This window comes from Prevotella sp. E9-3 (assembly GCF_022024015.1).
Taxonomy (GTDB): domain Bacteria; phylum Bacteroidota; class Bacteroidia; order Bacteroidales; family Bacteroidaceae; genus Prevotella.
Genome location: NZ_CP091786.1, coordinates 2098130 through 2112549 on the forward strand (window position 1 = coordinate 2098130; position 14420 = coordinate 2112549).

Here is a 14420-nt window from a genome sequence, read left to right on the forward strand (position 1 = left end):
GTTGAATATGGTGAAAAAACAACTGCTCCTATACGACTGATATGGGAGTAGTTGTTATTATTTTGTTATTCATCCAAATGATTTTAGGGGAAGAAGAAAAAAATTGAGTCTTCTTACAACCTTTTGGCATGTTGATACGTTTATATAACAGAAACAAATATGTCAATGACCCGAGAAGAATTCACCCAACTCGTCCGCAAAGAGCTCCCAAGCTTGCGCCGCTTCCTGTTAGCGGCATGCAGCGGCAACAACGAAGAAGCTGACGACGTGGCCCAGGACGCGCTGATGAAGGCCTACGTAGCTTCACGCTCTTTCGGCGACGGGGCGGGTTTCTCGGCCTGGCTCTACCGGATTGCCTGCAACACGCTGATAGACCACCAGCGGAAACAGACGACGCACGGCACGACCATTGACATTGGCAAGGCGCATGAGTTGGCCGCCGTTACACGTTCGGATGACAGCTTTGTCTATCAGGAACTGTATTGTGCTATTGACGGATTGAACGTCAGCGAACGAACGGCCGTGCTCCTCTTCTATATGGAGGACCGTCCTATCAAGGAGATCTGCACAATCATGAATGTGTCAGAAGGAACGGTGAAGGGCTATCTCTCACGAGGCCGCGAACACTTAAGAACGAAACTAAGTAAGAAATGACAGATATGAAGGATCAGGAACTACGAGACATAATACACGGCTATCGTCCGAAGATTGACGATAACGATGTGTTCATGGACAAAATTATGGCGCAGATGGATGCCGAAGATGCTCGGCAACAGCAAGCTCGCATCATTCCCCTCTACCACAGAATGTTGCCTTGGGCAGTGGGCATAGCAGCGGTGGTAGTTGCGGCGGTGTTCGTCATCAAGGAGCCCGCCCCCACACCCGTGACCTCATATAGCGAACCCCGTCTGCCAGAATACTATCACAACGCCCCATCCTATTCAGAATTTTCTTCCTACGAAGATATAGTCAACGAGATAGAGCGTAGCGGCAGACAGTTGGAGAATGCCATCGCACAACTATAATAAAACAGAAAAGACGTCTTGCTATTCATAATAATCATCAACAAAACATCAGCAATGAAAAAAGCATTATTCCTATTAGTAGCGTGTACGCTGTTATGCGCCTGTGCTTCAGAGAACATGAGTTCATCAGACCCCATAGAGAACTTGGTTTCCTATCTGGATAGTAAAGACTACTCCCTGACCCATAAGCGGATAAGATATGAGGGCGGCGCCATTCTGAAAACAGAGACAGAGTATTACGGTATCGGTGCTACGCCAGAGGCGCTCAAGTCAAAAGAGTACCAGAACCTGCCCAAAGAGCGATTACAGGAACAGCAGGAAAACATGGAGATTCAGGATTCTTGCCTCCGTGCCTTCCGCTGGGGCTGCTCCTTAGCTCGGCAGTGCTACCACAAAGAGAACCGTATGCTGGACAAGGATACCGTGCTCTATGCGTTGGCTCTCGACGGCATGGACGGAGAACGTATTGAACTGAAAGGTGCAGACAGCTATCAGGACTACTCCGTTGGCTTCAAAGCCGCACGTGCTGCAACCTTGAAGGTGAATGGCAACAAACAATACTCCCAATGGCAGATGCAATACATCATCCGCGAGGAGAAAGGACGGGAAGACCCCTTCAATATGCGCCCGCTCAACGACTTCATCAAAAACCTAATGGAGAATGTCGACAGCGTGAAAGTTTATGAAACCTCCTACGAAATAACATACGAGGACCTCGGCGGGAATCCCTCGCTGGTCGGAGAAGTTGCCCCCGACGAGGAGCACACCTATAGTGGCAAGACGACGGGACATCTCTACGTGGTGCCAGAAAAGTCAGCCAAGGATGTAGAAGAAGGATTGCGGTTCTGCGTGAAGAACGACTATTTGGGCTTGAACCCAAATCAGAAATTCTTTATCACCATGGATGAGGAAGGACTTGTTATCGGCAACAAAGAACCTCATTCATTCAGCATCAACGAAACCGTCAAGCATCAGTCATTATACGCCGAGAGGTCCGTCGATGGTCACTTCTACATCCTTATCCTCGACGAGACCACAGGTGCCTACTGCCTCCCCCGCTGCTGGAAACACATCATCCGCATCAAGGACCACAAGGAGTATCTCATCCCTGGCGGTCACAAGCCTAACAAGGATGGCTGGATAGATTAAGGAAAACGTAATCACAGCATAAAGATTTGTTGAGACTATAATCTGTCTCTCTCACTTATAATTATAGGCTACTCTAAAAAAGGGTAGTCTTTATTTATGAACTCTGTGATTTCAGCGGAGTTGACTTTGCCGAACCCTTAGCCCTGCCACGGGCTAAGGGTTACAATCAAAACAAAAAGACCAAGCTGAAGTAAACTTTGCTCGGTCTTTTTCTTTCCTTTGTGATTCCGGCGGAATTAACTCCTATCTTGTATTTCAATCACTTATACGTCTTTTTGTTACTCCGTTAACCTCGGTAGCAAATGACATAATATTTAGATTTCTCTAGTTCGCGAGGCATCTCTATGCCTTGTAAAACTCTTAACTAAGTTAGTTATTCGTTTTAACGGGTGCAAAGGTAGGCATTTTATTTGTTACCACCAAATTATGAACCTAAAAAATGTACTTGGGAAGTTTGGAAATGGGCAAAAAAACACCTGATAGTTTGAATGGCTTCAGGGACTACCAGGACTGAACGATGCAAAGGTACAGTTAATTTTTGATACATACAAGTTTTGAACCTATTTTATTTGGAAAAGATCTCTGCGAGTTTCGCCTGAAGCTGTTCGCCACGCAGGTCGATGTCTACCACCTTGCCCTCACCATCAAAGAGGATGTTGCTTGGGATGGCCTTGATGTCGTAGATGTCCGAGGCGATACTCTTCCAACCGGCCAGGTCGCTCAGATGAACCCAAGGCATCTTCATGTTCTTGATGGCGTTCAGCCAAGCGTTCTTTGTGTTGTCAAACGAGATGGCAACGATGTCGAGACCTTTGTCGTGATATTTCTCGTAGCATGCCGTCACGTTGGGCATCTCAGCACGACAAGGTCCACACCAGGAAGCCCAGAAGTCGACAAGCACATAACGGCCCTTACCACACCACTCACTCAATTTATGAGCTTTGCCCTCAGTGTCGTTCATCGTCAGGTCGATAAACGGTTTGCCTATAGAGCGTACCGACTTTTCTGAAAGCAGATCCAGACGCTGCTTGGCCTCCTGCATCGATGGATACTCAGTATAATTAGGATGAGCATCAAAAATCTTCTGAAGGTCGCCAGCCGAGAGTCCTTCAGCAATCATGGGTATGAAATGTACGGGAATTTCAGAATCCAGATTCTCCATCACAGCCTTATGCATCACCTTATACGCCTCTTCTTTCGAATTCTTAATCATACACGAATATAATCCCCTGACAGCCTCATTCATAGCCATAGAGGTCTTGGAGCCCTTGACGGTGCCAGCAGTCAAATCTACCTCCGTCGGTGTCTCGTCAACCATCACGGCAACCATGTTATTAAGTAAATCCTGAGGCGATTGTATGCGTTTGATGTCGGCTACGATGCATAGCATGCTACGCCCCACGGGCTGCTCTGCTTTATAGCTCCACTTTCCATTGTTTACCCTTGTGCTGTCAACAGGCTGCCCCATGTTTATTTGGTTGAAAAGAAAGATAGTCTCAGCATCATTTGCTGCTATGCCCTTAATGTTGACTTTTGTTTGTGCCCAGCTCGTCATTGTGACAAGAGGAAGCAAAATAGTTGTAATAATTATCCTCATATATTTAAGTTGTTGTATATATATACGCTCAATATTGGGGAATATCTCGCATATGGATTTTAATTATTGCAAAAAGACAAAACTATGCAGCTCCCTCTGCCCGAAACCACATGACTATTAATCATCGCGTCTCATCATAGGTTATGGTCTGGAATAGTCAACTCTTAATAAAGTGGTTTTACCACTTCTACTCTCAATCCAAGTGCATTGATGATACGATAGAACACTCCAACACTGGGAACGATGACACCATTCTCAATCTTAGAGATATATGACTTTGTGGTGTTAGTACGACGTGCCAACTCCTCCTGAGTCACTTTTGCCTCCTTTCTTGCATCCTGGAGTATCTGACCAGAATAGAAAGAATAAGCAGCTTCTTCTGCCTGAATACGCTCAGGTGTACCCTCCTTGCCAAACTTGGCGTCAAGTACGAGATCGTAGTCAACGATTTTGTGATTGTTTGTCTGCATAATATGCCTCCTTAATTTTAATTGCTTTTTCTATTTCATTTGCTGGCGTTTTCTGGGTTTTCTTTTGAAAGCCATTGAACAGTACTACTATCTGACCATCATCGAAGATAAAAAATACACGGTAGATATTACCGCCATATTCCGTGCGAAGTTCATAGACGCCGTCTTTGATGTGCTTAACGAACTTCTTCGACAGCCTATCTTGAGTTTTCAAGAGAAGTAATCCATATTGGACCTTCTCTTGCTCCTTCTCTTTCAGAGTGGCCATGAACGCCTCAAAATAGCCACCATATGTAAGTATCTTACGCTTCATGGGTGCAAAGATACAAAAAGTTGTCGTATCTTACAACTTTTTATGATAATTTTTTAATAATAAAAAAAAGAGGTATTAAAATACCTCTCTTTGTGATTCCGGCGGGATTCAAACCCACAACCTTCTGATCCGTAGTCAGATGCTCTATTCAGTTGAGCTACGGAACCAACGTTCCATTGAACTATTGCAAAACTAAAGAAGTGATTCCGGCGGGATTCAAACCCACAACCTTCTGATCCGTAGTCAGATGCTCTATTCAGTTGAGCTACGGAACCATGTTCCTCGTTTGCGGGTGCAAAGGTAAAGACTTTTTTTGGCACCACCAAATGTTTTATATGACTTTTTTCAAAAAAAGTGCTATTTTTGAAGTTTTCAGCCGATAATTTTGTATATTTGCAGTCAGATTAAGTATTTTTCATCAGGAAACAATGCATAAGTTGCTATATTTATTATTTGCGTTTGTTCTCTCCAGTAGTATCAGCAGCGAACTGGACTACTACCTTCAACGCCACAGTATTGAAGATGAAGGGTATGACATGGTGGTAAGATATGCAACAGTGGGCGATAGTTTGATACGCTCTTACCGCAATATGGGCCCTATCTCACCGCTAGCTCTATTGAATCTTAGGAATGGTGTTCGTCAGGGGGTAGGTATTACTCATGACGCGCGCGAACGTATATATATAGGTATATGGAAAGATGATACGCTGACCATTGGAACCAGAATTGACAGAAAAGGAATATATGCAGGTGAATTTAACCGATGGATGGACGCTCATGGACACGGATGTTACCGAAACAATGATGGCACTTACTATGAAGGCCATTGGCAAGACGACGAACGTCATGGATTTGGTATTAGCATCAGTATATCCCCTACCCGCCTGTTAGCTGGAACATGGCAGAAAAACCGCTTCAAAGGCGAACACATTAAGCATACCGAGGAAAGGATATACGGCATAGACCTTTCACGCTATCAACACGAGAAAGGACGAAAGCGTTTTGGCATCAACTGGACAAGCCTTAGAGTTAAGAGTTTGGGCAGAAGAATCAAAGAGAGTCTGAAAGGAGAAGTAAACTATCCTGTAAGATTTGCTTATCTAAAAGCCACTCAGGGCATCACCATCCGCAACCGTTACTTTGCAGAAGACTATCGTAATGCGAGAAGGCACAACATTCCTGTAGGTGCTTACCATTTTTTCTCTACGGTACAGAGCGGCCGACTGCAAGCCAACTATTTTCTGCATGAAGGCATTTTCCAGAAAGGCGACCTTCCTCCTGTACTCGATATTGAACCTACCAATGGACAGGTGAAGAGAATGGGCGGAACATCCGCATTGATACGCGAAATAAAGTCATGGATAAAAGTAGTAGAGGGCCGACTGAACGTAAAGCCTATCCTTTACGTGAACCAACGACTGGTGGACGAACACTTGTCGCAGGATGCTGAATTGCTAGCAAACTACCCTATCTGGATAGCCCGTTATGGTGAATACAAACCTGGACATCATCTGGACTTCTGGCAACTGTCGGCAGATGGCAGAGTGAACGGCATACAGACAGAGGTGGATGTAAACATCTTTAATGGCTACGAACCACAATGGAAGGCCTTTTTGAAGAACGAAACCATCAAATAAATGACCTGAATACTTTATGTTATGTTATCTTAAATCATTAACATAATAAAAAAGGATGATTTTTTTCTGACAAACAGAAAGTTTTTTCACGCTTTTTGTTTACCTTTGCACCCCAAACAACCACACCCATAAAATTTCAATACATTATGACCAAAGCTAAATTCAGTAAGGTATTAGTGCTGGGCTCAGGAGCCCTGAAGATTGGACAGGCTGGCGAATTTGACTATTCAGGATCGCAGGCTCTGAAAGCATTGCGTGAAGAAGGTATCAAAAGCGTGCTCGTAAATCCGAACATTGCAACGATTCAAACTTCTGAAGGTATTGCCGACAAAGTTTATTTCCAGCCAGTAACCACTCACTTCGTTACCGAAATTATCAAGAAGGAACGTCCAGATGGTATTCTCTTGGCATTCGGTGGACAAACCGCTCTTAATTGCGGAACAGAGCTCTACCAAAAAGGTATCTTAAAAGAATATGGTGTTGAAGTTCTCGGAACCAGTGTTGAAGCCATTATGAACACTGAGGACCGAGACCTTTTTGTAAAGAAACTTAACGAAATTCAGCTAAAGACTCCCGTTAGTCACGCTGTAGAGAACATGGACGATGCGTTGAAGGCTGCTCGTGAGATAGGCTTCCCCATTATGATTCGTTCAGCTTACGCTCTTGGCGGTTTGGGTTCAGGTATTTGTCCTGACGAGAAGGCATTCAAGGAACTGGCCGAGAGTGCCTTTACTTTTGCCCCACAGATTCTGGTGGAAGAGTCACTGAAAGGATGGAAGGAGATAGAATTCGAGTGCATCCGCGACGCCAACGACCACTGCTTTACAGTTGCCTCAATGGAAAACTTCGACCCTCTGGGCATTCACACTGGCGAGTCAATTGTTGTGGCTCCTACTTGCTCACTGAAGGAAGAACAGGTGAAGATGTTGCAGGATATCACTATCCGCTGCGTACGCCATCTGGGCATCGTAGGCGAATGCAACATTCAGTTTGCCTTCAATGCAGAGACAAACGACTATCGTATCATTGAGATTAACGCCCGTCTGAGCCGTTCTTCAGCTCTGGCTTCAAAGGCTACTGGTTATCCTCTGGCTTTCGTAGCTGCTAAGATTGCTCTTGGCTATACCCTCGACCAGATTGGCGAAATGGGTACTCCCAACTCAGCTTACGTAGCTCCAAGCCTCGACTACATGATTTGTAAGATACCCCGCTGGGACCTCACCAAGTTTGCTGGTGTAAGCCGCAAGATTGGTTCTTCAATGAAATCAGTAGGCGAAATCATGTCAATTGGTCGTTCATTTGAGGAAATGATTCAGAAAGGCCTGCGCATGATTGGTCAGGGAATGCACGGATTCGTGGGTAACGATCATACTAAGTTCGACAATCTGGACGATGCACTGGCAAATCCCACAGACCTTCGTATCTTCGCCATCGCTCAGGCACTGGAAGAAGGATATACTATTGAGCGTATTGAAGAACTTACCAAGATTGATGTATGGTTCTTGGAGCGCCTGAAGCATATCGTAGATTTGAAGCACGAGCTTCAGAAATACAACAAGCTGGAAGACCTGCCTACAGAGCTGTTGGTAGAGGTGAAACGTGCCGGATTCAGCGATTTCCAGATAGCACGCTTCGTTCTGAAACCTCAGAACGGCAACATGGAGAAGGAAAACCTCGAAGTGCGCAAACTGCGTAAAGAGCGCGGCATCATTCCTTCAGTAAAACGTATTGAGACCGTTGCTTCAGAACATCCTGAACTGACCAACTATCTGTACTTCACTTACGCCGAGAAGCCTGCCTTCCAGGATGACTTCACCACAGGCAACAAAACTGCAGGTGAGCCATATAAGCATACACACGACATCAACTACTATAACAACGAAAAATCGGTTGTAGTACTTGGCTCAGGAGCTTATCGTATCGGTTCAAGCGTAGAGTTTGACTGGTGTTCAGTAAACGCTATTCAAACTGCTCGCAAACTGGGATACAAGAGTATCATGATTAACTACAATCCTGAGACTGTATCTACCGACTATGATATGTGCGACCGTCTGTACTTCGACGAATTGTCACTGGAACGCGTGCTTGATGTCATCGATTTGGAGATGCCTCGCGGTGTGATTGTATCAGTGGGTGGACAGATTCCAAACAACTTGGCCATGAAACTGTACCGTCAGGGAGTTCCTGTACTGGGTACAAGTCCTGTAGATATTGACCGTGCTGAGAACCGCGACAAGTTCTCTGCTATGCTCGACAAACTTGGAATTGACCAGCCCGCTTGGCGTGCACTGACCTCATTTGAGGATATCAAAGATTTTGTTGCACAGGTAGGCTATCCCGTTTTGGTGCGTCCCTCATATGTACTTTCAGGTGCAGCTATGAACGTTTGCTACGATGACGAAGAGCTTCATCGCTTCCTGAATATGGCTACTGAGGTGTCTAAGGAATTCCCCGTTGTAGTTAGTCAGTTCATGCAGGAGACCAAGGAGATTGAGTTCGACGCTGTTGCCGATAAGGGTGAAGTGGTAGAATATGCTATTTCAGAGCACGTAGAGTATGCTGGTGTACACTCTGGCGATGCCACAATGGTATTCCCCGCTCAGCACATCTACTTCTCAACCATCCGTCAGATTAAGAAGATCTCACATAAGATTGCAAAAGAGTTGAACATCAGCGGTCCGTTCAACATTCAGTTCCTGGCCAAGAACCGTGAGGTAAAGGTTATCGAGTGTAACCTGCGCGCCAGCCGTTCGTTCCCCTTCGTATCAAAGATTCTGAAGCGCAACTTCATAGAAACTGCTACGAAGATTATGCTTGACGCTCCTTACACACGTCCTGACAAGTCTGAGTTCGACATCGATCGCATTGGTGTGAAGGCATCTCAGTTCTCATTCGCACGTCTGCAGAATGCTGACCCTGTACTGGGCGTAGATATGAGTTCAACTGGTGAGGTTGGCTGTCTAGGTGATGACCTGAACGAGGCATTGCTCAATGCACTGATTGCCACTGGCTATCGTCTGCCTAAGAAATCGGTACTTATCAGCTCTGGTGCTGCTAAGGGTAAGGTATCTCTCCTTGAGCCTGCCAAGAATCTTATTAAGGAAGGCTATGATGTTTACGCCACCGGTGGTACCGCCAAGTTCTTTAATGAGAACGGTGTGCCTGCAGTAGCAGTAAGCTGGCCCGACGAAGAGGGTGAGAACAATGTACTCGACATGATTGCTGAGCACAAGTTCGACCTGATTATCAATGTGCCAAAGAACCACTCAAAGCGCGAATTGACCAATGGCTATCGCATTCGTCGTGGTGCTATCGACCACAACATTCCTTTGATGACAAATGTTCGTCTGGCTAAAGCTTTCATCGAAGCTTTCACCGCCATGAAAGAAAACGACATCAAGATCAAGAGTTGGCAGGAATACAACGCTTAATCCTGCTTCACTTATAGAAACAGACAAAATGGGAGGGAAATAGAATTATTTTCCTCCCGTTTTTATGTCCTTATTTGACGATTTTTCAGTACTTTTGCAGCATTTATTAATAGAAATATTTATGATAGAAATCGGATTGAAACATACCAGCGAGTTGATAGTTTCTGAAGCCGTTACTGCCATCGCTGTTGGTTCTGGCGATATGCCTGTATTGGCAACACCCATGATGATGGCTTTAATGGAAAATGCCGCCATGCAGGCCGTGAAAGATTATCTGCCCGAAGGATGTACCACTGTTGGCGGACATATTGAGTCATCGCATCTGAAACCTTCAAGAATTGGCGAAACCATCAAGGCCATAGCTGAAGTTAAAAAGATTGATGGAAAAAAGATTGAATTCGAAGTGGCTGCCTATTCCCAAGACACGCTCATTGGCAAAGGTACACACCTTAGATTTATTGTTAACAAAGAAAGATTCCTGAATCCTGACAACTCCACACAGAACAAAACAAAGAAGGCATGATTCAAACCCTTCAAACAAAAACCATTTAACGAGATTATTATGGGCAACATAAAAATTCGTCAGGGCGGTTTTGCCACAAAACTCGAGCTTCAACACGCTGGTGTGAAAGCAGGCTTTCCCTCCCCTGCTCAAGACTATATCCACGACACGCTGGACTTCAACCGCGATTATATCCGCCATCCAGAGGCTTCATTCTATGGTGATGTAGAGGGCGATTCGATGAAAGATGCCGGTATTTTCGATGGTGACCGTGTAATCATCGACAAATCTGTTGACCCACACAATGGTTCTATTGTTGTTGCTTATTGGAACGGCGAATTCACCATGAAGTATCTCGACCTCACCCACAAATCAGAAGGTTATATCGAGCTACGCCCTGCCAATCCTAATTACCCCGTGTTCAAGGTAGAAGCAGGTGACAACTTCGAGGTATGGGGGGTCGTCATCCATCTGATAAGGACTTTTGAAAAACTATAATTGCAGTAGAAAGTTACTCACTTTTCACTCATCACTTTTCATTTTTCGCTTAAAAAATGTACGGAATAGCCGACCTTGACAACTGTTACGTTTCATGCGAACGTGTCTTCAGACCTGATTTGAAAGGGGTACCCGTTGTTGTATTATCAAACAACGATGGCTGTGTTGTGGCCCGTTCAAACGAGGCCAAAGCCATAGGCGTGAAGGAAGGCACCCCCTATTATCAATTGGCTGAGCTATTTCCAAACAACAAAATTGCAGTATTTTCTTCGAATTATGAGTTATATGGTGAGTTAACAGGACGTGTAATTAGTATCATACGAAAAGAGACCCCCGCTTATTTCCGATACTCCATTGATGAATGCTTTATGTATCTCGATGGTATAGCACTTGAACAGTTGCAGACATGGGGCGAGCGACTCCAAAAACGAGTAAAACGTGAAGTGGGCATACCAATCAGCATCGGTTTGGCACCGAACAAGACACTGGCAAAGATAGCATCTAAATTAGCAAAGAAGTTTGAAGCTTATAACCATTGCTGCATGATCGATACGGACTACAAACGCGAACGTGCACTTGAATGGTGCCCTATAGACGATGTTTGGGGCATCGGTCGCCGTTATGCGGCAAAGCTACAGTCGCTCGGCTGTAAGACAGCGCTCGACTTTGCCAAGCATCATAAGGACTGGGTTCGCCAAACTTTCAACGATATCAACATTGTGCGCACTTGGCAGGAACTAAACGGTGAGGATGCTGTTCCCAACGAAGAACTTGCCAAAAAGAAAAGTATCTGTACCAGTCGCTCATTCAATGGAATGATTGATGACTTTGAAACCCTGCGTACTAATGTTTCAAACTATGCCGCACGGTGTTCCGAGAAACTTCGCCTACAGAATACGGTAGCTACTACTGTGGGTGTATTTGTAAACACTAATGCATTTCGTGAAGACCTTGCCCAATACTGGAATTTCCAAGAAACTCGACTTATCACCCCAACGAACAGTACTATCCCAATCGTCAGCGCAGCCTGTGATGTACTTCAGAAGATTTTTCGCCAAGGCTATAAATACAAAAAGGCGGGTGTCATCGTAATGGGAATAGGTCCTGAAAGCCCTATTCAGCAGGATTTATTCGATCTGAATGCTGAACAGATTGAGAAGATGCGCCGATTGGACAAAGTGATTGATCGTATCAATAGACTTAATGGTTCTGAGACAATTGTCATCGGTGCACAGCAGTACACACTAAAAGAGACTGACGAACATGAGCAGAACCAGAATTGCATGGAAACTACTGGATGCAAACATGCTAAACCGAAAATCAAAGTTGATGTATTTGCCAATGCTATCAAACACGATTTCAAAAGTCCGAATCCTACCACACGCTGGAGCGATATCATAAAACTAAAATAGAGATAACAAGGTAAACAAAAAATCGGGACATCACTATCACAATGATGTCCCGATTTTTGTATAGACTTAAATGACTCAAAGTCGTTATATTCTATTCACTCTTGAACAAGTCCTTGATACCGCCAATAGAGCCCATAAGGTTGGTAGCTTCATAAGGCAGGTAAACTGTCTTAGTCTTATCGCCAGTAGCCAGTTCCTGTAGCATTTGGATATACTTCTGAGCCAACAGGTAATTAGCGGGATTAGTACTCTTGCCAACGGCTTCAGTAATCAGTTCAATCGCTTTAGCCTCTGCCTCTGCCTTACGGATACGTGCCTGAGCTTCACCCTCAGCAGTAAGGATAGCCTGCTGTTTAGCCGCTTCAGCACGGTTTACCATAGCAGTTTTCTCACCTTCTGACGCCAGGATCTCAGCAGCTTTCTCACCTTCAGAGGTCAGAATCTGTGCACGCTTGTTACGCTCTGCCTGCATCTGTTTCTCCATAGCATTGAGTACAGTTGCAGGAGGAGTAATATCCTGCAGTTCGACACGGTTCACTTTCACACCCCATTTGTCGGTAGCCTCATCAAGAACCAGACGCAATTTGTTGTTGATGGTATCGCGCGAAGTAAGTGTTTCATCAAGTTCCAGTTCACCGATGATATTACGCAGGGTGGTCTGAGTCAATTTCTCAATAGCATTGGGAAGGTTGTTAATTTCGTAGGCCGCCTTGTAAGGATCAACAATCTGGAAATAAAGCAAAGCATTGATTTCCATCTGGATATTATCCTTTGTGATTACATTCTGCGAAGGGAAATCATAAACCTGTTCACGCAAATCAATGGTCGATGAATAGCTATAACGGCCGTGTGAGAGTACTACAATATTCTTAGCACTATCAATGAATGGAATAATCCAGTTCACACCAGCCTGAAGAGTTTCATTATACTTACCCAATCGCTCAATAATCTTAGTCTCTGACTGAGGTATGATAAGTAATGATTTCTTTACAATAATGATAGCCAATACGGCTACAAAAATCAGAAAATAGAATGTAAGAGTCATAGTTTATTATTATTAAGTGAAACATTATTTATTCTTTTAGTTATCTAACTCTACGGTCAGAATGGTACTTTCGCGAGAAATCACCCTCACTAGAGAACCTTCAGCGATAGCAGTATCGTCGGCTGCTACAGCTTTCCAACGGTCGCCATCGAGTGCCACATACCCTGAGCCCTGAGCCTGAATGGTTTCAGTAACACGGCCTTTCCGACCAATCAGCGCATCAGCATTGCTTAAACGGTTAGGAGCTTTACCCCTAAGATAGCGCAAAGCAAAGGGACGCACCTGCCAAAGACATAACAGCGTGACCACACTGAAAACAATCAGGTGGACATAGATACTGGTGAAAGGAGCAACAACGGCTGCACCAGCAGCACCAATGGCGATACACATTATGAAGAAATCACCAGAGGTCAATTCGATTATCAACCCCAGAACGGCGAGTACCGCCCACAATTGCCACATATTGGCCAAAAGATATTCAATCATATGCTTAATATTTTAAACAGGTTATTATTATCATATTGAATAAATAAAATCGTCCCAATCTTTTGTAGAGCCTTTCTTTCCAAATATCTTCTGGTAAAGGCGGCTGCGCGTAGTAGCCACACTTTCTTTAGAATGAGCCGTCAGCAAGGCTATATCCTTCGGTTGGAAACGAATCTTGATAAGCAGACAAACGTGATAGTCGTTGACCGAAAGATTGTAAAGGCTATACAATTTGTCGGTAAAACCAGTATAAATGCCATCAACTAACGCTGCCAACTGTTTCCATTGTTCATCATTCAGACTTTTTCCTTCATTTAGATATTTCTGGATATTCAGATATACATCTGAAGTAAATATATCGACTTCAGCACGCTCGCGCTTTTCGCTTTCTATTCGCGCCATTGTATTCGCATAGTCCAGGCGAGCTTTCTTCTCTTCCAATTCCAGTCTCAGCATCGAGTTTTCTGATCCCAGCTTGGCAATTAGTCGTTTCAGTTCTTCAATTTTCTGCTTGTTCGCTTCCACGTCTTGAGTCTGCAGCATCTCATGAACTTTGTCTAATCGCTGCTGCAAAAGCAGAACCTTGCGTCTGCTATTCTGCCAAGTCACAACAAACAAGGTTATATAAGTAACTGTTCCTATTATTAATAGAAAGAGTTCACGATTGGTAAGTATGGTCAATGTTTCGTTCATGGTGCAAAGATAAATCAAAAATAGAGATGCACCAAACAATTGACTTTGCAATAGTTCGCAATTCAACAAATAAGTTCGCAAAAGTTTGCAAACTGACTTAAAAAAGGAAAGAGCGGAAATTCACACTCGGGAATTACCGCTCTTTTATTGAATAAAGGTTAT

General features: G+C 44.3%; 14 protein-coding genes and 2 tRNA genes. 8 read left to right on the forward strand and 8 right to left on the reverse strand.

Annotation, left to right across the window (positions count from 1 at the left end):
- The first annotated feature begins 159 nt into the window (after nucleotides 1-159).
- The 3 genes from L6475_RS07855 to L6475_RS07865 are packed head-to-tail and all read left to right on the forward strand — an operon-like array spanning nucleotide 160 to nucleotide 2174.
- On the forward strand, nucleotides 160-654 hold the full coding sequence (locus L6475_RS07855) for an RNA polymerase sigma factor (RefSeq protein ID WP_237818797.1): 495 nt from the start codon (nucleotides 160-162) through the stop codon (nucleotides 652-654).
- Entirely contained in the window at nucleotides 651-1025 is a 375-nt protein-coding gene (locus L6475_RS07860) for a hypothetical protein (protein WP_237818798.1), read from the forward strand. The genes L6475_RS07855 and L6475_RS07860 overlap by 4 nt, the downstream gene beginning before the upstream one ends.
- Before the next feature lie 54 nt (nucleotides 1026-1079).
- Nucleotides 1080-2174, forward strand: coding sequence for a hypothetical protein (locus tag L6475_RS07865; protein ID WP_237818800.1), 1095 nt, complete (start codon nucleotides 1080-1082; stop codon nucleotides 2172-2174).
- A 565-nt stretch (nucleotides 2175-2739) separates the two neighbouring features.
- Here the strand turns inward: L6475_RS07865 and L6475_RS07870 are convergent.
- The 5 genes from L6475_RS07870 to L6475_RS07890 all read right to left on the reverse strand — a co-directional run bounded on the left by L6475_RS07870 (nucleotide 2740) and on the right by L6475_RS07890 (nucleotide 4829).
- Nucleotides 2740-3771 carry a TlpA disulfide reductase family protein gene (locus tag L6475_RS07870; protein WP_237818802.1) on the reverse strand — a complete coding sequence of 344 codons (1032 nt, stop codon included), beginning with the start codon at nucleotides 3769-3771 and terminating at the stop codon, nucleotides 2740-2742.
- A 164-nt stretch (nucleotides 3772-3935) separates the two neighbouring features.
- Nucleotides 3936-4241: a helix-turn-helix domain-containing protein gene (locus tag L6475_RS07875; RefSeq protein ID WP_027455657.1), complete on the reverse strand. Its 306-nt coding sequence runs from the start codon at nucleotides 4239-4241 to the stop codon at nucleotides 3936-3938.
- On the reverse strand, nucleotides 4213-4554 hold the full coding sequence (locus L6475_RS07880; protein WP_027455656.1) for a type II toxin-antitoxin system RelE/ParE family toxin: 342 nt from the start codon (nucleotides 4552-4554) through the stop codon (nucleotides 4213-4215). Before L6475_RS07880 ends, L6475_RS07875 begins: the two co-directional genes overlap by 29 nt.
- Before the next feature lie 93 nt (nucleotides 4555-4647).
- Nucleotides 4648-4721: transfer RNA gene (locus L6475_RS07885), tRNA-Arg, on the reverse strand.
- A 34-nt stretch (nucleotides 4722-4755) separates the two neighbouring features.
- Nucleotides 4756-4829 (reverse strand) — tRNA-Arg (locus tag L6475_RS07890).
- A gap of 153 nt (nucleotides 4830-4982) precedes the next feature.
- On the opposite strand from L6475_RS07890, the gene L6475_RS07895 reads away from it, so the two are divergent.
- The 5 genes from L6475_RS07895 (at nucleotide 4983) to L6475_RS07915 (ending at nucleotide 12034) form a co-directional block, all read left to right on the forward strand.
- Nucleotides 4983-6191, forward strand: coding sequence for a GH25 family lysozyme (locus L6475_RS07895; RefSeq protein WP_237818804.1), 1209 nt, complete (start codon nucleotides 4983-4985; stop codon nucleotides 6189-6191).
- A 146-nt stretch (nucleotides 6192-6337) separates the two neighbouring features.
- Entirely contained in the window at nucleotides 6338-9622 is a 3285-nt protein-coding gene (gene carB, locus L6475_RS07900) for a carbamoyl-phosphate synthase (glutamine-hydrolyzing) large subunit (RefSeq protein ID WP_237818806.1), read from the forward strand.
- A gap of 121 nt (nucleotides 9623-9743) precedes the next feature.
- A complete protein-coding gene (locus L6475_RS07905) occupies nucleotides 9744-10145 on the forward strand; it encodes a thioesterase family protein (RefSeq protein ID WP_237818808.1) in 402 nt (133 codons plus the stop codon).
- Between the two features lie 39 nt (nucleotides 10146-10184).
- Nucleotides 10185-10622, forward strand: coding sequence for a LexA family transcriptional regulator (locus tag L6475_RS07910; protein WP_237818811.1), 438 nt, complete (start codon nucleotides 10185-10187; stop codon nucleotides 10620-10622).
- A gap of 56 nt (nucleotides 10623-10678) precedes the next feature.
- Nucleotides 10679-12034, forward strand: coding sequence for a Y-family DNA polymerase (locus L6475_RS07915; RefSeq protein ID WP_237818812.1), 1356 nt, complete (start codon nucleotides 10679-10681; stop codon nucleotides 12032-12034).
- Nucleotides 12035-12125: 91 nt separating this feature from the next.
- Here the strand turns inward: L6475_RS07915 and L6475_RS07920 are convergent, their stop codons facing one another.
- The 3 genes from L6475_RS07920 to L6475_RS07930 are packed head-to-tail and all read right to left on the reverse strand — an operon-like array spanning nucleotide 12126 to nucleotide 14258.
- Nucleotides 12126-13079: an SPFH domain-containing protein gene (locus L6475_RS07920; RefSeq protein WP_237818814.1), complete on the reverse strand. Its 954-nt coding sequence runs from the start codon at nucleotides 13077-13079 to the stop codon at nucleotides 12126-12128.
- A gap of 36 nt (nucleotides 13080-13115) precedes the next feature.
- Complete coding sequence (locus L6475_RS07925; RefSeq protein WP_237818816.1) at nucleotides 13116-13565, reverse strand: NfeD family protein; 450 nt, start codon at nucleotides 13563-13565, stop codon at nucleotides 13116-13118.
- A 30-nt stretch (nucleotides 13566-13595) separates the two neighbouring features.
- Entirely contained in the window at nucleotides 13596-14258 is a 663-nt protein-coding gene (locus L6475_RS07930; RefSeq protein ID WP_237818818.1) for a hypothetical protein, read from the reverse strand.
- Between the last annotated feature and the right edge of the window lie 162 nt (nucleotides 14259-14420).